23 protein-coding genes and 1 pseudogene are annotated in these 24137 nt (G+C 37.5%); 14 read left to right on the top strand and 10 right to left on the bottom strand.

What is annotated here, in order from left to right:
• Positions 1-61: 61 nt before the first annotated feature.
• The 6 genes from IPP61_19890 to IPP61_19915 all read left to right on the top strand — a co-directional run bounded on the left by IPP61_19890 (position 62) and on the right by IPP61_19915 (position 5133).
• A complete protein-coding gene (locus tag IPP61_19890; protein MBL0327389.1) occupies positions 62-286 on the top strand; it encodes a DUF2905 domain-containing protein in 225 nt (74 codons plus the stop codon).
• A gap of 126 nt (positions 287-412) precedes the next feature.
• Positions 413-1615 carry an ROK family transcriptional regulator gene (locus IPP61_19895; GenBank protein ID MBL0327390.1) on the top strand — a complete coding sequence of 401 codons (1203 nt, stop codon included), beginning with the start codon at positions 413-415 and terminating at the stop codon, positions 1613-1615.
• A 112-nt stretch (positions 1616-1727) separates the two neighbouring features.
• Positions 1728-2651, top strand: coding sequence for an aspartate carbamoyltransferase catalytic subunit (locus tag IPP61_19900; protein ID MBL0327391.1), 924 nt, complete (start codon positions 1728-1730; stop codon positions 2649-2651).
• A 96-nt stretch (positions 2652-2747) separates the two neighbouring features.
• The gene (locus IPP61_19905) at positions 2748-3155 is read left to right on the top strand and encodes an NADH-quinone oxidoreductase subunit C (protein MBL0327392.1); all 408 of its coding nucleotides are present in this window, start codon (positions 2748-2750) and stop codon (positions 3153-3155) included.
• The gene (locus IPP61_19910) at positions 3155-3652 is read left to right on the top strand and encodes a metallophosphoesterase family protein (GenBank protein MBL0327393.1); all 498 of its coding nucleotides are present in this window, start codon (positions 3155-3157) and stop codon (positions 3650-3652) included. The genes IPP61_19905 and IPP61_19910 overlap by 1 nt, the downstream gene beginning before the upstream one ends.
• On the top strand, positions 3649-5133 hold the full coding sequence (locus IPP61_19915) for a hypothetical protein (protein MBL0327394.1): 1485 nt from the start codon (positions 3649-3651) through the stop codon (positions 5131-5133). The genes IPP61_19910 and IPP61_19915 overlap by 4 nt, the downstream gene beginning before the upstream one ends.
• 40 nt (positions 5134-5173) lie before the next feature.
• Here IPP61_19915 and idi read toward each other — a convergent pair whose 3' ends face one another.
• Positions 5174-5677: an isopentenyl-diphosphate Delta-isomerase gene (gene idi / locus IPP61_19920; protein ID MBL0327395.1), complete on the bottom strand. Its 504-nt coding sequence runs from the start codon at positions 5675-5677 to the stop codon at positions 5174-5176.
• Positions 5678-5802: 125 nt separating this feature from the next.
• Here idi and IPP61_19925 point away from each other — a divergent pair, with 125 nt between their 5' ends.
• From IPP61_19925 to IPP61_19945, 5 genes are all read left to right on the top strand, one after another.
• Positions 5803-6624 carry a fumarylacetoacetate hydrolase family protein gene (locus tag IPP61_19925; GenBank protein MBL0327396.1) on the top strand — a complete coding sequence of 274 codons (822 nt, stop codon included), beginning with the start codon at positions 5803-5805 and terminating at the stop codon, positions 6622-6624.
• Between the two features lie 2 nt (positions 6625-6626).
• A complete protein-coding gene (locus IPP61_19930) occupies positions 6627-8186 on the top strand; it encodes an aldehyde dehydrogenase (NADP(+)) (GenBank protein MBL0327397.1) in 1560 nt (519 codons plus the stop codon).
• Between the two features lie 128 nt (positions 8187-8314).
• Complete coding sequence (locus IPP61_19935; protein ID MBL0327398.1) at positions 8315-9247, top strand: DUF2971 domain-containing protein; 933 nt, start codon at positions 8315-8317, stop codon at positions 9245-9247.
• A gap of 196 nt (positions 9248-9443) precedes the next feature.
• Positions 9444-9887 carry a DMT family transporter gene (locus tag IPP61_19940; protein ID MBL0327399.1) on the top strand — a complete coding sequence of 148 codons (444 nt, stop codon included), beginning with the start codon at positions 9444-9446 and terminating at the stop codon, positions 9885-9887.
• A 48-nt stretch (positions 9888-9935) separates the two neighbouring features.
• Positions 9936-10382 (top strand): isoprenylcysteine carboxylmethyltransferase family protein, encoded by a 447-nt coding sequence (locus IPP61_19945; protein ID MBL0327400.1) that lies wholly within the window; start codon positions 9936-9938, stop codon positions 10380-10382.
• Between the two features lie 41 nt (positions 10383-10423).
• Here the strand turns inward: IPP61_19945 and IPP61_19950 are convergent, their stop codons facing one another.
• The 7 genes and pseudogenes from IPP61_19950 to IPP61_19980 all read right to left on the bottom strand — a co-directional run bounded on the left by IPP61_19950 (position 10424) and on the right by IPP61_19980 (position 18247).
• Positions 10424-10729 (bottom strand): DUF2442 domain-containing protein, encoded by a 306-nt coding sequence (locus IPP61_19950; protein ID MBL0327401.1) that lies wholly within the window; start codon positions 10727-10729, stop codon positions 10424-10426.
• 8 nt (positions 10730-10737) lie between these two features.
• A pseudogene (locus IPP61_19955) lies at positions 10738-10950 on the bottom strand (DUF4160 domain-containing protein).
• A gap of 102 nt (positions 10951-11052) precedes the next feature.
• A complete protein-coding gene (locus tag IPP61_19960; protein ID MBL0327402.1) occupies positions 11053-13491 on the bottom strand; it encodes a glycosyl transferase in 2439 nt (812 codons plus the stop codon).
• Positions 13492-13524: 33 nt separating this feature from the next.
• Positions 13525-15120 (bottom strand): MFS transporter, encoded by a 1596-nt coding sequence (locus IPP61_19965; protein ID MBL0327403.1) that lies wholly within the window; start codon positions 15118-15120, stop codon positions 13525-13527.
• Positions 15121-15569: 449 nt separating this feature from the next.
• On the bottom strand, positions 15570-16931 hold the full coding sequence (locus IPP61_19970) for a glycosyltransferase family 2 protein (GenBank protein MBL0327404.1): 1362 nt from the start codon (positions 16929-16931) through the stop codon (positions 15570-15572).
• A gap of 87 nt (positions 16932-17018) precedes the next feature.
• Positions 17019-17834 carry a hypothetical protein gene (locus IPP61_19975; GenBank protein MBL0327405.1) on the bottom strand — a complete coding sequence of 272 codons (816 nt, stop codon included), beginning with the start codon at positions 17832-17834 and terminating at the stop codon, positions 17019-17021.
• Positions 17835-17875: 41 nt separating this feature from the next.
• Entirely contained in the window at positions 17876-18247 is a 372-nt protein-coding gene (locus tag IPP61_19980; protein ID MBL0327406.1) for a response regulator transcription factor, read from the bottom strand.
• A 302-nt stretch (positions 18248-18549) separates the two neighbouring features.
• Here IPP61_19980 and IPP61_19985 point away from each other — a divergent pair, with 302 nt between their 5' ends.
• On the top strand, positions 18550-19383 hold the full coding sequence (locus IPP61_19985) for a DUF481 domain-containing protein (GenBank protein MBL0327407.1): 834 nt from the start codon (positions 18550-18552) through the stop codon (positions 19381-19383).
• Positions 19384-19456: 73 nt separating this feature from the next.
• Here IPP61_19985 and IPP61_19990 read toward each other — a convergent pair whose 3' ends face one another.
• Together IPP61_19990 and IPP61_19995 are read right to left on the bottom strand one after the other, a co-directional pair.
• A complete protein-coding gene (locus tag IPP61_19990) occupies positions 19457-20995 on the bottom strand; it encodes a C1 family peptidase (protein ID MBL0327408.1) in 1539 nt (512 codons plus the stop codon).
• 32 nt (positions 20996-21027) lie between these two features.
• Positions 21028-22116 carry a caspase family protein gene (locus IPP61_19995; GenBank protein MBL0327409.1) on the bottom strand — a complete coding sequence of 363 codons (1089 nt, stop codon included), beginning with the start codon at positions 22114-22116 and terminating at the stop codon, positions 21028-21030.
• A gap of 241 nt (positions 22117-22357) precedes the next feature.
• On the opposite strand from IPP61_19995, the gene IPP61_20000 reads away from it, so the two are divergent.
• Positions 22358-22801, top strand: coding sequence for a hypothetical protein (locus IPP61_20000; protein ID MBL0327410.1), 444 nt, complete (start codon positions 22358-22360; stop codon positions 22799-22801).
• Between the two features lie 102 nt (positions 22802-22903).
• Positions 22904-24103 carry a Bcr/CflA family efflux MFS transporter gene (locus tag IPP61_20005; GenBank protein ID MBL0327411.1) on the top strand — a complete coding sequence of 400 codons (1200 nt, stop codon included), beginning with the start codon at positions 22904-22906 and terminating at the stop codon, positions 24101-24103.
• The last annotated feature ends 34 nt before the right edge of the window (positions 24104-24137 follow it).

A 24137-nucleotide genomic window follows, 5' to 3' on the forward strand; every position in this document is an offset into this window, starting at 1 on the left:
ATTTACAAAATAAGCGATTTTCTTCTATAAATACAATACATTTGAATAAAAAAAACTTCAAATGAACCCTCAAACAGGAAAATATTTAATAATTATTGGGATAGTAATAATTCTGGCCGGCGTAATAATATTTTTTGGTGGAAACCGCCTGAATTGGTTGGGCAAACTGCCAGGTGATATCAGGATTGAAAAGGAAAACTTCAAATTTTATTTCCCTTTCACTACTTTGATTTTATTGAGCGGCATTCTCAATTTAATCATCTGGATTTTTAAAAAATATTTTTAAAATAATATTTTCACAAACTACTACAAATCAAATAGTTAAAATCATATTTTTTCAACCGGATTTTTACTTTGCAAATACCTGAATATTTAATTATTTTTGTAAAATATACCTAAAAAATACCATTTTATGAGTTTTGAAACAAGTCCGGGAGTTGAATATTCTTCGGTAGTTGAAATCAAAAAAAATCAATACATCGTTGAGATTCTGAGGGAAATATACAATTCCGGAGCGATGACGATTGCCCAACTTGCTAAAAAGCTTCATACGAGCGTTCCTTCCATAACTGTTTTTATAAACGAACTCGTTGAAAACAAATGGATTAAAGAAGCGGGAGCCTCAAAAACCAAATCAGGCCGCAGACCAAGTTTGTTTGATATTAATCCTGATAAAAACCTGATTGTGGTTATTGATATCAATATTCATGAAACCAATTTTTATCTCATTAATCTCAGAAATGAAATTAAAAAACAGGAAACTATCACCATCAATATCAATAGTGAAGACATAGTTGAAGCCATAAAAAATGCAGCCAATGACTTTATAAAAGATAAAGATATTTGGTCAATCGGGATATCATCACCGGGCTTATTGAGCATTGAGAAAGGAATAAATTATACTTATCCGTTGCACAACCAAAACGAATTGTCTTTGGCAGGAATCTTGTCCAAAGAACTCAAATTACCCACGTTTATCACTCATGACACCCAGGCTTCTATGTTGGGTGAGCATCATTTTGGCTTGGCAAAAAACAAAAAAAATGTATTGCTGATCAATCTGGACTGGGGTATTGGCCTTGGAATTTTGAGCAATGGTTTCATCATAAAAGGTGCAAGTGGTTTTGCGGGAGAATTGGGCCATATTCAGATCAACCCTGAAGGTGAACTGTGCCATTGTGGTAAAAAAGGATGTCTGGAAACCGAAGCTTCGGCTTCGGCACTCATCAAAAAAGCCAAACAAGGACTTGAAAACGGTAAAACCTCGACTCTTGCTCTAAAAAAAGATGGAATCAGATTAGAAGACGTAATAGATGCAGCTCTCAAAGGTGATGAGTTTTCGATTGATTTGATTTTCGACATAGGCAGAGAACTGGGCAAAGGGCTTTCCATGGCCATTCACATGTTTAACCCCGAAACCATAATCATCGATGGAATCATGACTAAGGCAGGTGATTTGATTGTTTCAACACTTTCTCAGGCTATTAATAAATATTGTTTGGTGGATTTCAAAAAAGACCTTGAGATTATGGTTTCGCCAATGGGTGAAAAAGCCAAAATTTATGGTACAAAATCTTTCGTCTTCGAAAAAATGTTAGGATTAAATCTTCTCTAGTGCTTTTTTAAACCAAATTTGATAAGAGGTTTTGTTTTTTTGAATAAATACTTTGCACTATAATTTCGGAAATATACTTTAATTTATATTTTTGTAAAATTATTCTCTCTTCATGCAGGAACTCAGCAGTCGTCATCTGTTAGGTATAAAAAATATCAATGAAAACGATATTCAACTCATTCTTCATACCGCAAAAGAATTTAAAGAAGTTATTAACCGGCCGATAAAGAAAGTTCCATCCCTCAGAGATATTACCATTGCCAATATATTTTTCGAAAACTCGACCCGTACAAGGCTTTCATTTGAACTGGCCGAGAAAAGACTTTCTGCTGACACCATAAACTTTTCATCAGCAGGTAGTTCCGTAAAAAAAGGAGAGACATTGCTTGACACTGTCAACAACATTCTGGCAATGAAAGTGGATATGATTGTGATGCGTCATAGCAGCCCCGGAGCTCCGCATTTTTTATCCAATAAAATTAAAGCCAATATCGTAAATGCAGGTGATGGTACACACGAGCACCCCACACAGGCACTTTTAGACGCTTTTTCGATGCAAGAAAGAATCGGAGACCTTGCAGGAAAGAAAATCGCAATTATCGGTGATATTTTACACAGTCGTGTGGCACTTTCCAATATTTTTTGTTTACAAAAACTCGGTGCAGAGGTAAAAGTATGCGGCCCAAAAACACTGATACCTAAATACTTAAACGAACTTGGAGTAGATGTAATTGATTCTGTACAGGAAGCACTCCAATGGTGTGATGTGGCCAATGTTTTGAGGATACAGCTCGAAAGACAGCAACTCAAATATTTTCCGAGTCTGAGAGAATATTCGCTTTATTATGGTATCAACAAAGCGATGCTTGATGCCCTGGAAAAACCAATAGTGGTAATGCACCCGGGACCAATAAACCGCGGAGTGGAATTGAGCTCCGATGCGGCAGATTCAGAACATGCGATTATTTTGGATCAGGTCGAAAACGGTGTGGCAGTGAGAATGGCAGTCTTGTATTTATTGGCACAAAAAAACTAAAGCATGAAATTTTCTAATACTGAAAAAATAAAAAAACTGCTGGTTGCCAATTTGAAAATCAGTGCTGAAGTGGTAGCAAATGATAGCATTCAGGATATGATACTGATAGAAACCGGCGATTTGCTCAGTGTTGCCAACTATTTATTTACTGATAAAAGTCTTCTATTCGATTTGCTCAATTGTATTTCAGCTATTGACAATGGCCCCGAAGCTGGTACTATTGACTTGATTTATACACTGTCGTCTATCCCTTTGGACAACTCAGTGCATCTTAAAATTGTACTGGACAGGGACATAGAAAAACAAAACCAGGTGTATTCTGTTTCTCAATTCTGGCGGACAGCTGACTGGCATGAAAGAGAAATTTTTGATTTCTTTGGTATAAAATTCAGGAATCACCCTGACCTAAGAAGAATCTTACTTCCTGCTGACTGGGAAGGACACCCATTGCGTAAAGATTACACAGAACAAACTGAATACCATGGCATTAAAGTAAAATACTGATGCTAAAAATCGGACTGATTTCTGACACTCACTCCTGGTTAGACCCTGCAATATTCGAATATTTCAAAGAATGTGACGAAATCTGGCATCTGGGAGATGTTGGTTCCGAAGATATTATTCATGAATTGCAAAAATTTAAGCCTTTAAGAGCTGTTTTTGGCAATATTGACGACCCGACTATTCGGCATATGATACCCGAAGACCTGTATTTTGAAGCTGAGGGTCTCAAAATATTAATGACTCACATTGGCAGTTTGCCGCCAAAGTATTCGGGCAGAATAAACAAATTATTAAAAATTCACAATCCAGACTTGTTTCTTTGCGGACATTCTCATATTTTACGAGTAATAAAAGACAAGGATAAATTTAATCTGGTTTATATTAATCCCGGTGCAGCGGGTCATCATGGTTTTCATCATGTAAGGACAATCATGAGGATGACTCTGGAAAACCGGAAAATCACAAACCTTGAAGCCATAGAATTAGGCCAAAGATGAAAAAAATCGTTAGTTTATTGTTTTTCATGACTCTCATAAGCCATTCTTTTGCTCAACTCATTGAGTCAAAAGAGGTGGAAATTGCTATGAATCACAGTATTTTTGAGGATTTCACCGTAATTCCTTTAGATAGCAATGGAGTCATAATTGTGAATGAACAGGAGGGAATTTTTAATAAAAAGGGAAAGATAACTATTACAAAATATGATAAAAATTTAAAGCCGGCATGGTACAATATATTTGAACCCGGACAATTTTTTGAACTTGAAAAATATTACCTCTCTCCCGACGGATTTTATTGTTTATTGAAGGATAAAAACAGTGAAAAAATTAAAATCCTGAAAATTGACCTTGAAAAAGGCGATCTGATTTTTATAGAAACTGAACTGCTTACCGACATTCAGGTAGATTTATTTGCCGGATTCCAAAGCAAGGTGTTAATTGGTGGAGAATACAATAATCGTCCTGTGGTGGAACTTCACCGTTTGTTTGACCGCTCAGCAAAAGTGCTACCGGGAATATATACCAATCATTTGGAGCTGCAATCTATTCAGGTCAACGAAAGTGCCAGTGAATTTTACCTCATGCTACAGGAAACCAAAAAATGTGAATTTAAGATTCTGACTTTTGATATAGATGGCAAAAAAACGAGAGAAATAAATCTTAACGATAAGGGTAAAAAAATATTAAATGCCAACATCCTGAAAATCAATGATCAAAACCAATTTCTAGCTGGCAGTTTTTCTGAAAATTGCGGGGATTTGGCTTTGGGTTTTTATTATTTTCCTGTAAACAATCCTGAAAAAAGGCAATTTATAAAATTCTCAGATTTTGAAAATTTCTATTCATACTTACCGGAAAAAAAACAAGAAAAACTTAAAAAGAGAAAAGAACTAAAAGCCAGAAAAGGGAAAGAACTAAAAATACGATACAAGCTCAATCTGCAACAACCCTTTGTTTTTGAAAACGAGGTTCTGCTTTTGGCAGAAGTTTATTATCCTGATTATAAGTCAAATACATATTATTCCAGAAATCCATCCATGAACCTTGCCGACAATACTGTTCAACGTAAGGAGGCACCCAATTATAAATATACCCAGGCTCTCATGATGAGTTTTGATTTTGATGGTAAAAAAACATGGGACTATAGCATTGACCTCAAAAGCCTTGAAAGTGAATGGCTTTTGAATAAAGTTCAGGCCCACAATATGGGAGACAAAGTATTGGTAGCTTACCCTAAAGATGAGACTATTCAGCTAAAATGGATAAAAAAAGGTCATAAAGCGGAGAATCTTGCTCCATTGGATTTGAAAAAAAATAATTCTTCCAAACTTTCAGATATTTCAGTTGAGATTTTTTCCTGGTATCCACAAACATTTTTAGTTTTTGGATATAAAAAAACCAGCACATATTATGGGGGAGAATCTAATGAATTCTTTTATTTGAAAAAAATGGAAATCGTAAAGCCAGAGGTTGACTAATGTTGTTAAGTAAAAAATCCTAATCTAAAAAGCCGGAAAATTAAAGCCTTTTTATAATCTCTTTAAACCAAACTGTGTAATCTTCAGCATTTTCATTGATATCAGTTTTCACTTTTTGCAGACTTACCCATTTAAAATCAGCCACTTCTTCAGGGTTTACTTCAAATTCTCCTTCGAATTCACCAAAAAACACATGATCAATTTCATTTTCTGTAAGGCCGTTGTCAAAAAAGGCTTCGTAGTGGAATACAAATCGCTCAGAAAGCTCACAATCAAAACCCATTTCCTCTTGCAATCTGCGATGTACCGCCGACTCCAAAGATTCATTTTCATTGGGATGCCCACAGCAGGTATTGGTCCAGAGTCCGGGTGAATGATATTTTTCCAGAGCACGTTGATGAATAAGGATTTCACCTTTTTTATTAAAAACCAAAATCGAAAAAGCCCTGTGAAGCCACCCTTTAATATGCACTTCCAATTTTTCGGCGTGTCCGATAATATTATCCTGTGCATCAACAAGTGGAATTCTGATTTCCTGAGTCATATTTTATGATTATTCTCCGACGAAATATTAATTCCACCGAAACGATTTTCAAAGATAAACACTCCTTTCCGCCCAAGTGTTTAAAAACCTTTAAAAAAAGTATAAATTTGTATAAATTTTCTATCATGAAATTATTCAACACCCAAAAAGGAATTTATTTAGAATTCGATAACCAAAGTTTTAAGCTTGAAAATACCCATTGGGATTACATCGTCAATCAGGATGCTTTGCCAGATTTTCTAAAAACTTGTGAAAAAACTTTGGATCCTCTGCCGGACGAGAACACTTTCCTCCCTCCTATCAAAAATCAGGAAATTTGGGCATCAGGGGTGACTTACTTAAGGAGCAAAAAAGCTCGGATGGAAGAATCGAAGGATGCCGGAGGTGGTGATTTCTATGACAGAGTTTATGAAGCAGACCGCCCTGAGCTATTCTTCAAAGCTACCGCAGCACGCACAGTGGGGCATCAGCAAAATATTAGGATCAGGAAAGATTCGAAATGGAATGTACCGGAGCCGGAATTTACGCTTTTTGTTAATTCCAAAGGGGAAATTGCCGGTTATACTGTCGGAAATGACGTAAGTTCCCGGGATATTGAAGGTGAAAATCCTTTATATCTTCCGCAAGCCAAAAGTTATGACAAAAGTGCAGCCATAGGGCCTTGTTTATATGTTTTGGAAGGAAATCTGGAGCAAAACTCAGAGATAAATCTGGAGATAATCAGAAATAATGAGGTCGTTTTCGCAGGAAATACCTCCACTTCTCAGATGAAACGCAATTTTAATGAATTGGTTGAATATCTCACCCGTGAATGTAGCTTCCCTGGAGGGTGCTATCTCATGACAGGCACGGGCATAATCCCGCCTGATGATTTCAGTATGATTTCGGGCGACACGGTGAAAATCACCATAGAAAAAGTAGGAACTTTAATTAACACAGTAGAATAAAAATGCTTTCAGGCAAAAACATCATAGGATTTGAGACCTCATCTGAGGGTACAGTAGGAATTCAAGCCATCAACCCCGCAACCGGCGAGCCTCTTGGGCCACTTTTTTTTAAAGCGACTCAGGCTGAGCTGGAAAAAGCTGTCAGTAAAGCTTCAAAAGCATTTAAAATCTACCGCATTTTTTCGGGAAACAAAAAAGCTGAATTCCTGGAAGCCATTGCTTCTGAGATTGAATCACTTGGAGATAAATTATTGGAAAGATATGTAGCCGAAAGCGGTTTGCCTTTAGGCCGTGCACAAGGTGAGCGGGGCCGCACACTGGGCCAGTTAAGGCTATTTGCCGATTACATAAAAGAAGGCTCATGGGTCAATGCCATCATTGATACTGCACAGCCTGACCGCCAACCTTTACCCAAACCCGACATCAGGGCGATGGAGCGGCCGCTGGGACCTGTGGGTGTTTTCGGGGCGAGCAATTTCCCTTTGGCTTTTTCTGTAGCCGGTGGAGATACAGTTTCGGCTCTTGCAGCGGGCTGTCCTGTGATTTATAAGGCACATCCTTCGCATTTGGGCACATCGGAACTGGTGGGAACAGCCATTATTGAAGCAGCAAAAAAGACAGGAATGCCTGACGGCGTTTTTTCGTTAATTATCGACGATAGTGTAGAAATCGGTCAGGCTCTGGTAAAACATCCTCAGATAAAGGCCATTGGCTTTACAGGTTCTTACCGAGGTGGAAAGGCGATTTTTGATGCAGCTGGCCTTCGCCCTGAACCCATCCCAGTATATGCCGAAATGGGGAGCATCAATCCCGTGTTTATTCTACCCAAAACTTTAAAAGAAAAAGGCGAAGCACTTACCAAAGCTTATCTGGGTTCAGTGACTATGGGAGTGGGGCAGTTTTGTACCAATCCCGGCCTTTTGGTAGTGCACAAAGATGATACTTTTATCGAAAATCTAAAAAAAGAAACTTCACAAGCCAACGGTGGTATTATGCTTAATAGTGGCATTCAGTCGGCATATGAAAAAGGTATAGAGCAATTTAGCCTGGGAGCTGAAGTATTGAGTACAGGAACTCAACCCGAGGGATTCACAGCGGCCAAGCCCGTGATTTTCAGCACTGACTATACAGGATTCACCGAAAATGAGCATCTGAAAGAGGAAGTGTTTGGTCCATCGAGTTTGGTGGTTAACTGCCAAACCAGAGATGAAATATTGAAACTTGCACTTGAACTCAGCGGGCATTTGACGGCCTCGGTATTTGGCTCAGAAGAAGAATTGACAGAATATGCCGACTTGCTGGAAATTTTGGAACAAAAAGTGGGCAGATTGATTATCAACGCCTTCCCGACCGGTGTAGAAGTAACGCATGCTATGGTGCATGGTGGCCCTTTTCCGGCTACGACCAACAGCCGGAGTACTTCGGTAGGCACGCTTGCCATTCACCGTTTTACCCGACCCGTTTGCTATCAGGATATGCCCGACAGCCTCTTACCCGACGAACTCAAAACCGCCAACCCCCTGAATATCTGGCGGAAAGTGGATGGGGAGATGAGGAAATAAAAAATATTAAATGCGTGCCGGGAGGGACGTATTTTTTTTTGTTAATAAGGTATATAAAATACATCATAAGAGTATTTTATTTATTTTTACGAATCTATACAATTTTTAAACAATTAAATTCAAACATTATGTCATTATTCCCACCAAGTTTAGATATAATACAGGGTTTGTATTCAGAAGATGTCATTTTCCATTATACAAAAGCCTCTACCGCAATAGATTACATTTTATTTAAAAATCAATTGCGTTTTACACCATCGAAAAATTCAAGTGACCCTATTGAAAGTGTAGAATCTATAATAAGTATTAAATCTGAATATGACATTTATTCAGAGGAAATTCAAAAAAAGAATGCACTATTCATTAATAAATTAATTGAAAAAACTTCATCTCTCGATGAAAATTTCCATCAAATCTGCTTTTGTAAAAACAATAAAAGTGATAAAAAAGAATATTACTTTCAAGGTTTCAAATATTATGAAGAATTATTTGGATTTACAAAGTCTAGAATGTGGGATCAATATGCCGAAAAATATACAGGTGTATGCTTGGCATTCTCCAAAGAAAAGCTCATCTCTGCTAATAAATCCAGATTAAAATTAATAACGGGAAATGTCAAATACTTCAGCTTCTCTAAGCTAGAAAATGAAAAACTTGAAGATTTAAATGAAGATTTCTTGAACAAAGTTGGAGAAGATAAGTTTACAAAAATCGCATTAAAAAAAATAATAAACGGTTATTTTATAAAACACCGTGACTATAAAGGTGAAAGTGAATTCAGAATCGGTGTCCAATTTGATAAAGAACTTTGTAATTATGAAAAAATCCGAGGAAAATACATTGTGGGTAAATCCATAATGCTTGAAATAAAAGACAGCTTAAAAGCAATTATAGTTTCAAATTTCACAAATGAAAAACAAAAAGAGGACTTGTATTATTACTCAATTAAATACGACATTCCAATTATTGAAATAGAATGGAAATCAAATAGGATTGAGTTAACTGATTTAAAAGACAAAAAGAGTTTTTATGAGCAAAAAGAGACTTTTTCAAGAGTTTAAATTTTAAATGTAAAATCCTAAAAATTAGGGCATTATAATATTCAAAATATTAAAAAATAAGGTTCTAAAAAGTTCAGCTAGGAGACTTGGGACATATTAATTATTAAGGAAAAATCCGGTTCATTTTATTCAATTCATCCCTAAATCCCATATTTTTGAACCTTGGAATCAAATAATATTACATCAACAAAGCCTTATGGAAAAATTTATCTGGGTAATCATAGCATTTGCTGCGGGGGCTATATTGCCTATTCAGGCCGGTATGAATAGCAAACTGGCCAAATCTGGTGGAAGTCCTGTGCATGCATCTATGATATCATTTGTGGTGGGTATCCTTGTCTTACTTATCTATATCTTGTTGACATCCAACAATTTATCAATAAAAGGTCTCAAGTCGGCACCGGCTTATGCCTGGGCGGGTGGACTTTTGGGGGCTTTTTATGTGACGGTTATTGTCTTGGCTTTCCCAAAAATCGGTCCGGGGCTTACTTTTGGCCTGGTGGTAGCCGGCCAATTGCTGGTCTCAATGCTCATGGAGCACTTCGAAATTATGGGAGCCCAGCATCAACCCATAAGTTTGGGTCGGTTGGCCGGGTTGGTACTTATTGTGGTTGGTGTGATTATGATGAAGAAGTTTTGAGCAAACCATGAAAAGTTTACGGTTTTTTAATTCATTTGTTTTTTAATCATGAAATCTAATATAAAGCCTGATGGATATTTTTTATTATCGCTGTCTTTATCAGTGCTTTTTCATTTTGTTTTTCCAATTCTTCAGATAATCCCCAAACCTTACTCATATTTCGGAATTGTATTTTTGGTAACAGGTTTTATTGTGGTCTATGTTTCAAACAAAATTCTGACCGAACAAAAAACCAGTATCCAGCCTTTTGAAACCCCTGATAAATTGGTTTCAAACGGCACTTTTCGTTTTAGCCGTAATCCAATATATCTGGGAATGTGCCTCGCACTTTTAGGTATCTCTGTTTTAATGGGGTCGCTTACGGCGTTTTTATCTCCAATTATTTTCTGGGGAATTATGAATTTTACAATTATTCCATCCGAGGAAAAAATTCTGGAAAAAACATTCGGAAATAGTTTCACTGCCTATAAATCGAAAGTCAGGCGGTGGATTTGATTCCTCAGATATTCGATTACCTTTTGGAACATAATAAGAAATTAGGCGGTAATTTCACCTTCGAGTTGAATATTCTGATATAAAACATCCGGACAAAAATCAAGAGAAGCCGGCTTTATAGAACCATCATAGTCTTGTATTAAAGCTAATTTATCCCAATATAGTGTACGCCCATCTGTTTTTACTTTTGCAAATGTTTCTTTGTTAAGAAGTTGCGAAAAAGTACTTGATGCCGCTATTTCGGAAAGGATATTGGAGAAATTCACCCATCTTACCTCTTGGTTATTCCACCGGGTTTTGACTTTTGGGAACTCCACTTCCAATACTTCATTAATTCTCGGTAACATTTTATAAATTAATTTAAAGGCTGAATCTTCCTTAAAACACCATTATCCTTCATAGATTCATCGTAGTTAAACATTAACCCCTCCCTGTGAAGTTCCACCCATGCTTGTATCAACCTGGATTGCTTTCTGGGCAGATCGCCTTTAATTATATTTCCTGTTTCAATTGAAAACTGGGCTTCTTCCCCATTGTATTCAGCATGAAAATGAGGTGGGAAATGATCCTTTTTTCAAAAAAACAATCCCACTAAAAAACATATACTTCATTATTTATGTGTTACATTATCGCCAAAGCGTCCCAAAATGAAACGCTGTGGCGAATATTTTTACCCTAAAACAGCCTGTACCTCATGTACCTGACCGTCAGCAAATACAGGTATAATGTTTCCATCTATGGTTTTTCCATCAACTATGAGTTGTTTCACCCCTTTTGATATTGAATCAGGGTTTTTAATGCTTATTTGGTAAGTTGCTCCACGAAACTTGCGGGTGATGTTGGCTTCTTTCCAATCATTAGGAATACATGGATCAACCATAAGTCCATCATAATCAGGGCGAATACCAAATATATACTGACTGATGGCGTAAAAATTCCATGATGCTGTACCCGTAAGCCATGAGTTTTTAGCTTCTCCCGGTTTAAATGCGTCTTTTCCTGCTACCATCTGAGCATAAACGTAAGGTTCGGTTTTATGCAAATCACTGATATCCTCAAGGTAAGACGGGCAAATCTTCTGATAATATTCCCAGGCACGATTTCCATTGCCACGTACGGTTTCGCCAATCATAATCCAGGGGTTATTATGACAGAAAATACCTGCATTTTCCTTGTATCCGGGTGGATAAGTGGAGATTTCACCATATTCTATGTAGTATTTTGTGAATGCCGGATTATTCAAAACAATGCCATAAGGAGTGTCGAGACGTTCTTTTACTGCATCCAACGCCTGATCGCAGTAGCCTTCCTCCTGCCCTATGCCTGCCATGGTACACCAGCCGTTGGATTCGATGAAAATCTTGCCTTCCTCATTATCATTGCTGCCGATTTTGTTTCCAAAATAATCATAGGCACGCAAAAACCACTCTCCGTCCCAACCATATTTTTTCACAGCATCAATCATCGCATCCACATGTTTTTGAGCTCTTTCTGCTTCATCTTTATTTCCCAGGCGTTCACAAAGAGCCACATAGTCACGGCCATAAACCACGAAAAGACCGGCAATCATAATAGACTCAGCTTTGGTGCCTTCGGTCTTATTCTCGGTAGTTTGAAATGACTCATTGGGGTCATTGGAGAAACAGTTGAGGTTTAGGCAGTCGTTCCAGTCGGCACGGCCAATCAGTGGCAGACCATGAGGTCCCAAATGCTCAATGACGTGATTGAAAGAAACCGTAAGGTGATGGAAAAGCGTAGTTGCCGTAGCAGGATCATTGTCAAAAGGCACCATTTCATCCAAAATTGAGAAATCGCCTGATTCTTTGATATAGCTTACTGTGCCCAAAATTAGCCACATGGGGTCGTCATTGAAACCACCTCCGATATCGTTATTACCTCTTTTGGTCAATGGCTGGTATTGATGATAACAACCGCCGTCAGGAAACTGCGTAGAGGCTATGTCAATTATCCTTTCTCTGGCACGCTCGGGTATCTGATGCACAAAACCTATCAAATCCTGATTGGAGTCACGGAAACCCATACCTCTGCCAATACCTGACTCAAAAAACGAAGCCGACCGAGAGAAACAGAAGGTGATCATGCACTGATACTGATTCCAGATATTGACCATCCGGTCGAGTTTTTCATCGCCGGAGTTAACCGAATATACACTCAGCAGATTATCCCAATATTTTCGTAAATCGGCCAAAGCAGCATCAACTTTTTCTACGGTATCAAACCTGGCAATCGTTGCCTTTGCTTTGGCCTTATTGATAATATTTTTTGATTCCCATTTTTCTTCAGCTGCATTTTCAACATAACCCAAAACAAAAATAAGGTCTTTGCTTTCGCCGGGTTTTAATTCGACTTCAATATAATGAGAGGCTATGGGTGACCATCCGTGAGCTTCAGTATTGCGGGGTGTTCCTTCCGCAACTACCTGAGGCTCATCGAAACCATTGTAAAGCCCAAAAAAGCTTTCTCTGTCGGTGTCAAAACCTTGAATCGGCACATTTACGGAGTAATATGAATAGTGATCGCGTCTTTCTTTGTATTCTGTTTTGTGGTAAATCACCGAATCCTGAATCTCTACTTCGCCTGTGGAGAAGTTTCTCTGGAAGTTTTCCATGTCGGCAGCGGCATTCCAAAGTGCCCATTCAACAAATGAAAATACTTTTAGCTTTTTGACAGAATCAGAATGATTGGTGAGTGTCAGTTTTTGTACCTCTGCCCAGGTTTTTAAGGGCACAAAATACAGTGCTTTTGCCGAAACCCCATTTTTTACGCCCTTAATAGAAGTATAGTTCATGCCATGGCGACATTCATATTCGTCCAACTCGGTTTTGCAGGGTTTCCAGCCTGGTGACCAAATGGTTTCTTCATCTTTTATATAAAAATACTTTCCGCCATCATCCATAGGTACGTTGTTGTACCGATACCTGGTGAGCCGGCGAAATTTGGCGTCTTTATAAAATGTATAACCTCCGGCAGTATTGGATATCAATGAAAAAAAGTCTTCATTTCCGAGATAATTTATCCATGGCCATGGTGTTTTTGGGTTGGTGATTACATATTCTCTGTTGGAATCATCAAAATGTCCGAATTTCATGTTTCTAGTAAAAAAGTGTTTAAAAAATAATTCTTAAGCCTCTTCGCTGGCTCTTCTGCGGTTTAACTCAAGGGTAATTTCATCCATTTTTGCCTGAGTAAGCGGGTATAGCATCATGAAAACCGCTCCAATCAATGCCACAATAGTAGGTATCCAGCTCATAAGCATTATAATGCCAGGTACGGCTCCTTGTATCGCTACTTCGTTTTGGCCATTGTAATTAAATGAAGCCAAGACCATTCCTATGATTGCTCCACCGATTCCGCCTCCAAATTTTGTAGCGAAAGAACCTGCAGAATACACCAGGCCGGTAGCTCTACGACCATTTTTAAACTCAGAATAATCAGCGGCATCACCAAGCATGGCAAAGAATAAGGTCGGGAAAATAGCGGCCCCTATCTCACTGAGGATTCCAAGTGCAAATATTCCGGAAATATTGGATGGACCGAAAAACATAATGAGGGCATTTACCAATCCGGAGAATATCAAAGCATAAATAAAAAGATTTCTTTTCCCAAATCTTTTACCCAAAGGCGTTGTAATCATAGCACCCAAAATAGAAGCAAAGGCAAGGGCAATAAGATAAGACGAGGTAAGCAATGGATTATGCAAATAATGGGTAAAATAAATTACCACAATACCTTGCTTGATAGAATTAAATACCTGGAAAACCACACCCATCACCAATAACACGAGCCAGGGCCTGTTTTTAATCAAATCTTTTAAATCCTGCCGCAGATTGGTCTCCTGATTTTTTGGAGGCAATACTCTTTCTTTGGTACTCAAAAATGTCAGAATCATAAATATTGACAAAAAGAAAGACAAAAGATAAATGGCATTGCTGTAGCCCCGCTTTTGGTCAACAATCGTAATTTTGCTTGCCTCCAGGTTTTCTTCTCCACTTACCAAAAACGAATAATCTTTGCCTGCTTCCATCGAAAAGCTTTTTCCTTGCGTTGGAGTATTGTCTTTTTGATTGACATCAGCCCAAATAAACTGTGCTAAGCCGTCTTTGGTTTTGATATTTACATTTTTTACATCTTTATTGGTCGAAACCTTCACTACATATTTACTGGTTTCGAGTTTGGTTACTTTAATCTCGGGATTAATATTTCCATAATATGCCACCAAAAAAAGTAAAGCACCCTGCACCAGCATACCTCCTACAAAAGCCCCCACCATACGGAAAGACCCAAGACTGGTGCGTTCTTTATCGTCACCGGTCATTACAGCCATAAGTGCCCCGTAAGGTATGTTATTGGCAGTATAAATGAGTGTAAACAAGTTGTAAACGATGTAAGCATAAACCAATTTTCCGGTTTGAGAAAAATCTGGGCTCATAAAAAGCAACGACAGGATAATACCGAGCGGAATGGCCGACCAAAGAATCCAGGGGCGGAATTTGCCATATTTGGAATTGGTGCGGTCGCAAATTATACCCATAATGACGTCACTGACGCCATCTCCAAATCTAGCCACCAGAAATAATACACCGACAGCAGCTGGGTTAAGACCGAAAACGTCAGTATAAAAAATAAAAAGGAAGGTAGAAACGCCTCTCCAGGCAATGTTGGCAGCACCGTCGCCGAGTGCGTAACCAATTTTTTCTTTAAAAGACAGACTTGCCATTTAATAGTGATTTTAGATTGAATAAATGTTTTTTATTGGCATATACTTTCATATTCAATTAAAAAAAGCATTGCCTGAAATCAAAAGTGCGAAGTAGTTTCACAAATTTAAATTAGAAATGAATAGAATTAATGGAATTATAAATCTTTATTAAAGATGAAAAGGAATCAAGCATTAAAAACAAACAATAGAAAATCAAATTGTAAAGTTAGGGATCAATTTGGGCTATTCACTAACACAATTTTGTCAAAAAATTAAATAAAATTTACACTGATTTGAAAATAGCAATTTCACTTTTTGAGTGCCTAAATAATTTTATAAGAAGAAAAAAACGAAGTGGGAAAAACATTAAAATGATGGATAATCTCATTTTTGAAAAATTCAAAGAGGCAAATTCTTTCAAAACAATTTCTGAAAAAATTATTTCTATGCAGTAAATATGTTGTAGCTCATTTGGTTTCAACTTTATTGAAGCCTTTCCGGGTCATTTCTCCCCAACCCTTGATACCGACAATTTTCTGGTAATAACCCAACAAAGCACCATAAACAGCAAGTGGATGGTAGTAAAATGGCTCTACTAACACTCCAATCAGTAGCTTAATGAAATCTTTCACGCGTGGGTATTTGTGATAAGTCAATTCTTCGGCTAGTAAAGCCAATATTGAAAAAGAAACACTGAAAAAATACACAAAAAAGAGAAGTAAAAAGAAAAAGCCCCAGTCTAGCAATCCCAAGTAAATGAAAATGGCCGTGATAATTAGCCCCAGGATTTCGATAAAAGGTGCCAAAAACTCGAAAAAAGTCCAGTAAGGCACGCTTATCATTCCCATTAATCTGTATTTGGGATTGAAAAACATCTTTTTATGCAGCCAAAGCGTCTCCATGGTTCCACGCATCCAACGGCTTCGTTGTTTTTTAAATATTGAAAAATCTTCCGGTGCCTCGGTCCAGCAAAGTGGATCCGGAATGTATTTTACCGTGTAAGGGGTTTTATTTTCGTGCATAAATCTCCTCATACGTACCACCAACTCCATATCTTCACCTACCGTTTTGGTGTTATATCCTCCCACAGCCAAAACTATCTCTCTATCAAATGCTCCAAATGCACCACTTATCAGCAACAAACCATCTAACCGTTCCCACGCCATTCTGCCCAATAAAAATGCCCTTAAATATTCTAAAACCTGGATTCTCGGCAACATTTTTTGGGGTACATTTACACTTATCAGTCTGCCATCCTTTATCACACACTGGTTGGCGATTCGCACTACCCCGCCTGTGGCAATTACCCGCTTGCGACCTTGTTCCAAAAATGGTTTTGCGAGTTTCAAAAGAGCATCTTTATCTAAAATACAGTCCACATCGATACAAACTACATATGCACTTTGGGCAATGTTGATTCCCACATTGAGTGCATCGGCTTTTCCTCCATTTTCCTTATCCACAACAATCAATTTCCTGAAAGCGTTGTTTTGAGATTTATAAATGCCTTTTACTGCTTTTGTAGGGATTATTTCATCATATATAGCTTCTGATCGAACCAAATTGTAAGATTTGATGAGTAGGTCCATGGAATTATCTTTGCTGCCATCATTTACTATTATTACCTTATAATTATTATAATTTAATGATAATAAAGACTTTACATTCTCTTCAATAGTCAATCCTTCATTATAGGCAGGGGCTATTAGGGTGAGGTCCGGTGCGTATCTTGATGACAGCAAAATATCATAGTTGATAAAACCATGTCTTTTGAGATAAGATTGAAGTTCCTTGTAAGACAAATATGCCAGAACCAAATAAGAGGACATGACTCCAACCGCATAAAGAAAGATCAGAAACAGATAGGAATCTGTCAAAAAAATGTATATTTCTTTAAAATTGGCAACCATATTTTTTTAATTCTGAAAATGTTCCATTAATTCAATCCCTTCTTTTTTAATCGATTGGCTGTCTATAGAAGCCGTAATATTTGAGATTTCAGGCATAAGCTCGGCCAATTGGAAAGTCTTGATAATTTTAAGACCCAGACTGACAACAGACTTATTTTTTGAAATTAACAAACGGTCAATACCATTCAAATGTTCTATATTTAATTTCGTGATAGCATCAAGGATATTTACCTGTGTCCAGACATCGAAGCGGTATCTATGACCTGTCAAATGCAAAATCCCCCGGTTTGCATCCAATTTTATGCAGGCATTTATTGCTGTGATTTTCAGGATTTTATTTTTTGTTTTTAAAGAGATGCGGGCAATTTCTTCAAAAACTTCTTTGATGTTCATTTCGCTTAGTTCAACTACTCCCATGCATTTTACTTCCCACTCCTGGTCTTTCATTTTTTGAATAGAGTCTTCTATCAGGCCTGATTCTCTGTAAAATGCCTCAAGCCTTACAGCCTGCAATCCATCATAATTTTTGTGAAGATCGATAATCGACCGCATCATTAGATTTCTAAAGAAAGGCTGGTCATTGAACTTACGGAAAGCAAAATTTTTGTTGATGTTATTAAAGTCAATGCCGTCAAAAAGGATTTTGAAAAGTATCTCTTCAATAGCCTCCCTAAACTGCTCCTCTTTACTTTGAACCTTTATTTTTTTTTGCCTGATATAAATAATTACACCAAAAATGGACAGTGAAAGCAATACAAAAAACATGATAGCAACCATTAAAAATGGTTCAACCCAGTCATGCTTGTTCTGTATTTCCAACATTTGATTTTGTATTATTAAATTTTCCTACTCAAAAAATGAGATTAATTTCCAGAACTTGTTTTAAGAAGTTTATTGATTCTAACCAATAAAACAGAAGGACTTATAGGCTTGGGAATGAATTCGTTGGCTCCCATATCAAAAGATTCAAGCTCAATTTCTTCAATATTTGATGCAGTAAAAACAATGATGGGGATATCTGACTGGAGCGTTTTTCTGACAAATTGGGTTATTTCCATACCTGAAGCACCCGGCAGATTAATATCGGTAATAATGAGTTCAAACGAATGTTTGCTCAAAGATTCTATGGCATCGCTTCCATTGTCAAATTCGGTAATTTCAAATCCTTTTGACGACAAAAAATAAGTCAGAGATTTTCTGAGCAATTCGTTATCCTCGGCTATTAATACTTTCATAAATATGATAGTTTATTTTTATCCCTCTTTTTTTCTACAACTATCACTCAATCAATCAATTATAAATGGGTGGGATTTTGATATTAGTTTCAGTTTTTAATTACAGAAATTATGCCAAGTATTAAAATTTCGTTAATATCCTAAAATATCTTTTCCAAAATTATTTCTCAAAAAGTAAGTTTATTTTCGAAAATTGAGAGGAAAATTACCCAACTATTTATGAAGTTGAGGTTTAAAATATTGACCTGATTTTAAACAATTTTTTCCTATTTTTGCAAAAATTTTTTACCCTAAAACCAGCTATGAAATATTTCAAATTACTGCTTTTCGGTGCGTTTTTTCTTTTCGTATTTTCTCCAGTATTTTCTCAAACCGATTCTACCCAAGTTACTCAGGAACCCGAAGAAGAAGAAGAGGAAGATTCTGACATGCCTTCAACAGAAGAAAAAGAAAAACTTCCGGAATGGTATTATTCGTTTGGGGCTGACGGGGTTTATAATTCAGGAAACGTCAACCGGCAATTGCTTTCGCTCAGAGCATCAATCAATTACGAAAAACCCAAATCGATTTGGGGCGTAAATACATCCCCAAAATATCAATATGGAAAAAACAATGGTTTACTGCAGGAAAGGGAGTTTTATGTTGATCTAAACAATACATTTTTTTATAATCAATCTGATGTATACGGGCTGGTTTTTGGATCATTTGAAGAAAGTAATTTAAGGAAAATAAATTCACGGTTTTTGGCCGGAATTGGTGTAGGCTATAAGATTATTGGAGGTTTAAAATACCCAAAAAGTAGAGTAAAACTGAGTATCAGCAATGCCTTTTTAAAGGAAAAAACTGATTTTTATACTCGCGAAGATCGGGATTTGTGGCGGAATTCAACGCGTTTAAAGTTCAAAGCCGAAATAATAAAAGACAAACTATTCTTCAATAATATTACTTTTTTCCAACCTTCAATCACTTCTAAATATCTGAGATGGAATGCTTTAACTCAGCTACAATATAAAGTTGGAAAGCATATTTCGTTGAATACCACATTGGAAAATAGTTATGAAAATAACAATACTGCAGGGGTAAAAAACACTCAGATTAATGCAAGTTTGGGATTTGCTTATAGCCAAAGCAATTAGTTTTTTTTCAAAATGAGCTTGTCGAAGTGTATTTCTAAATACTTGCCTTCGACAAGCTCATGCTGATGGAATTTTAGGCTTCCTCTTCAGATTCTTCCTGCCCACCTTCTTCCTCGCCACTTTCTTCTTCTGACGACTCTTCTTCCTCGTACTCTTCTTCGGTTTCTTCTTCCTCCTCATACTCTTCCTCAGATTCTTCTTCCCCCTCTTCTTCCTCGTATTCCTCTTCTTCCTCAGATTCTTCCTCCTCTTCCTCGGATTCCTCTTCCTCCTCGTACTCTTCCTCTTCTTCAGATTCTTCCTCCTCTTCTTCAGATTCTTCTTCCTCTTCCTCGGATTCCTCTTCCTCCTCGTACTCTTCCTCTTCTTCAGATTCTTCTTCCTCTTCCTCCTCTTCTTCCTCGTATTCTTCTTCTTCCTCAGATTCTTCCTCTTCTTCCTCGGATTCCTCTTCCTCTTCTTCTTCAGATTCTTCCTCTTCTTCAGATTCTTCTTCCTCATCGTCAGATTCTTCGTCTTCTTCGTATTCTTCTTCCTCCTCTTCGTCCTCGTATTCTTCCTCTTCTAAGCCTTCATATTGACTTTCGTATTCTTCGAGCAATTCATCGTATTCACCTTCACTTTCATACTCTAGTTCATCATATTCCTCGGGTACCTCCTCATCGTAATCTTCCACTTCGATAGTTTCCCAAACATCAAAACTTTTATATTCGTCAGGTTTATAAAACTTAAAATCGTTGCGATCATACCCTTTCCCGTCATTTATAACCGACTTCTTATCTTCGATCCAGGTTTCTTCTGAATCAGGAATTGGAGTAGAACGACCAAAAATCCAGCAGTCCCCCAGGTTAAACTTCGGGTTTATTACATATTCATAAGGCATATAGCAGTAGCCTTTGTCGCCCCATCTTTCTCCCCAGGAATTTCTTACAATAAACATTTTATCTACCTCTGAGTATCCCACACAAAGCATTGCATGTAAGCCATGAGCACTTCTTGAAGTCTCATTTGGTGAAGGCATTGGCACGATCCCGTGATTTTTATTGCAGCTGTCAAAAGAAGGGAAAAGTGCTATACCAAAAACTATAGGGTAACCTTCGGCAAGACATTTTTTCCAATCTTCCAGTTTTACAGGCACAAATCTTGACTTTTCAATTTTGAAGTTTGCTGCCGTTTGATAAGATTTCTCATGAGGTTTGGTGTTAACTTTCGGTGCTTCGTAAGGCCATACATCTTCTTTACATGCACCAATTTTCATCAAACTTTCCACAGCATATTGAATGTGGCTGCCGCCGTCTTTTATGGTACTTCCGGCACGCAAGCGGGCGTTGTAATACACAAAAAGCCGACTAACTTCAAATGCTTTTTTGGTAAGATATTTTTTTGCCAGATACTCATAAGCACCTGCAACAGCATTAGCAGTACAACTACTTAATCTTTGCTGATCTTCTACTTTGGTCATAAATGGACGTAAATCGACCTTTGCGGGTAATTTTGCACCTTTTATTCCCGATGAAGCTTTGTAAGCCTTTGCGGCAGAATTAGGCGATAAGTAAGAGTAACCCGCAATTTCACGGTCATCACCGCCCTGATTTTCGAAACTAAGATTCATTTGTTTTGATTAGGTTTGATATAATTTGGTTCTTATTTTTTTATTTTATCGGTTGAAACCCACTCGTTCCATTCGGCCCCAAAACCATCGTAACTGATGTAATGCAAGCACATAAATTTCTTCACCACCCGGGCGGGCAACCATTTTTCGTCGTAGTCAGAATATACTTTTACCTTTGCAGCCACCGGAAAGTCAGTATTACAGATCACGGGTTTGAGTTCTGAAGCATCCACGAAGTCTGTTTCATTATTAAGATAGCTATAGAATCGCACTATGTATTGTCCTTCCGCATTTTTCCCGGTAACAAACCCCATGTATGGCTCATTGTCATAATCAACCATCACTCTCATGCCTACTTTTGTGTCTTTTTTCTTGGGAACTCCGGTGGTAATGGCCATATTTTGCATTGAGGCCGGAATAAAGTAAGCAGATTTTTGCTCCTCAACAACGGCCATTTCTTCATCAATATATTGGGCCAGTTCAGATAGAGTAATACTGCCATTGCTATTTTTATCTACGAAACTTTGGCCCTGCAAGCCATAAAGCAAGGCATTGGAAAATGTCCAGTTTCCGGTGGAAAGATCCTTAGGCACGACCGAATTTAAGGCTACAAATTGTTTATTCTTGTATTTTTTCACCTCATCGGCCAGGCCTCCCGAATTGCAGCAATCTGCAAAAAAATACGCGGTTTTACCTTTAAACAATTCATTGGCAGTTTTCACAATTTCCATGGCAGAAAAATCAGCACCGGTATAATTTGCAAAACATACCCTGTCCTTTTCATCTTTATAACCATGCCCGCAATAATAAAATATCAGAGTCTCGTCAGGATTTGATTTTTGTAAAAACTCCCGGTATGCCGCCCTGACCGCATCAGTAGTGGCCTGTTTATCTTTAAGGTAAACAATTTTATCTTCGGGTACGCCAGAATCTTTGAAATGCTTCAAAATCTTGGCATCCAGACGTCCACGTTTATCGAATGAATCAAACGAAACTTTATTGGCCCATTCAAGGACTCCAATCATAAACACCCTTACATTTTTTAATTGAGTTTTGGCCTGTGCATTGGTCTGATAGCTCCAGGATAGCAACAAGAGCATCAATAAAATTCTAGCTTTCAAAGATATAGGTATTGATTTTTAACTGACAAAAAGCTTTTCTTTACTTCATGGTTATATACGGGGTCAAATTTATATTAAAAAAACATTAGAGAAATATTTTAGAAGAAAAATATTTTAAATATTAAAACTATACCAATTGAATATTTCTGAAATTGAAAAATATTGTAGATTTGATTTTGCGTTTACAATAAATTCTTCGGTTCTGTTTTTTTTATTTATTTTTGAAAAAACAACCCCAATTATGAAGAATCTTTTCTTAATCTCCTTTTTGGCATTTCTGATTTCTTGTCAGAAAAAAACCGAAAATAATCAAATCGAAGGTACCTGGAAGTTATTATCAGGCACTTTAATTGAGAAAGGCGACACCACAATCACTGACTACACACAGGGGAAATCTTTTATAAAAATAATCAACGATACACATTTTGCTTTCTTTCTCCATGATTTATCCAAAGGAAAAGATTCAACAGCAACCTATTCTTCAGGTGCAGGAACTTTTAAACTCAAGGGCGACCAATACAGCGAAAATCTGGAATATTGTTCAGACCGGGCATGGGAAGGGAATAGTTTCAATTTTACAATTGTAATCAAGGGCGATACGCTTATTCAAAGTGGTGTTGAAAAAATAGAAAAAGAAGGTATTGACAGGTTGAACATTGAAAAATATGTAAAACTCAAAAACTGAGCATTCACCCCTCATTGATTGTCGGATTTGCCCTGAAATAAATAAATCTGACATGGTATTTTTGCAAATAAAAACCTTATCCTTTTGAAAAAAAGCCCGCTAATTAACAAAAACTCCAGGGAATTTATAGTATTTACATCTTCCTCAATGGTTTTGACAGCCCTTGGCATTGATATTATGCTTCCGGCATTTTCAGAAGTGAGAAAACATTTCGGAATTGTTTCAGAAACCAGCCAGACTGCCAATATCATCACTTTTTTCTTTATGGGTCAAATCACTCAGATATTTTTTGGTTACCTGACTGACCGGCTGGGCAGGTTACCCATTCTGAGGATGGGTATTTTACTCTATATTCTGAGTGGAATTGCCGTTGTTTTGTCCCCTTCCCTTACAATAATTTTTTTCTTTCGGTTTACGGCTGGCATGGGAGCTGCTGCCGTCTTTATGACTTCTATTGCATGTGTGAGAGACAGGTTTTCGGGCGATGAAATGGCCAAAACTATGTCCTTTGTTATGGCGATATTTCTGTTTACACCTGTCATTGCCCCCGCTCTGGGAGCATGGATTCTGCATTTTTCTACCTGGAAAGTGGTATTTTTAGTACCTCCAATATTTGCCGTATTAGTGTTTTTGTGGTCATTCCGAATGCCAGAAAGCCATCCTGCTGAAAGAAGATCTGTGGCAGGATTTGGTGAAACAATGCAAAAAATCAAAAGCATTTTGAAGGACGGTCGATTCCTAATCTATGTAACGATTGCCACCATCGTTTTCTCGATTCTTAGTAGCTGGGTTTCAAGTTCTGAAAGAATAATAGGCGAGTTTTACCAAAGTCCCGGGCTGTTCCCGCTGATTTTTGGTGGTATGGGCCTTCTGATGGCTGCATTTTCATATATCAATTCCTATCTATCCCGGAAACTTGGAGCCAAAAAATCGCTGAAACTTTTTTTGATTTTATATTTCATTTTTTCGGCAATAATGGTGCTTGGAGCTATTTCACAGGATCACCAACCAAGTTTGCTTTTCTTTTTTATAATGATTGCCTTTTTGATGGCTTTTACCACTGCCGCCGACCCTAACAGCAGTGCTTTGGCACTCGAACACATGGGTGATAAGGCAGGTCTTGCGGCGTCGGTTTACGGGACAATATTCTTCTTTGTCGGCTCGGGAATAGGAGCCATTATTTCTGCAAGATTGACAGATAATATCACCCCACTTGCAATTGCAGCTTTAATTGTGAGCTCGGTCTCTTTGATTTTGAATTATTTTGTAAGAAAAAAATCAGCCTTGAATCATAAATCTTAATGCTATTTTTTTAAATTAATTAAGCAAAATACCA

The organism is Cytophagaceae bacterium, from assembly GCA_016722655.1.
Lineage (GTDB): Bacteria > Bacteroidota > Bacteroidia > Cytophagales > Spirosomataceae > Leadbetterella.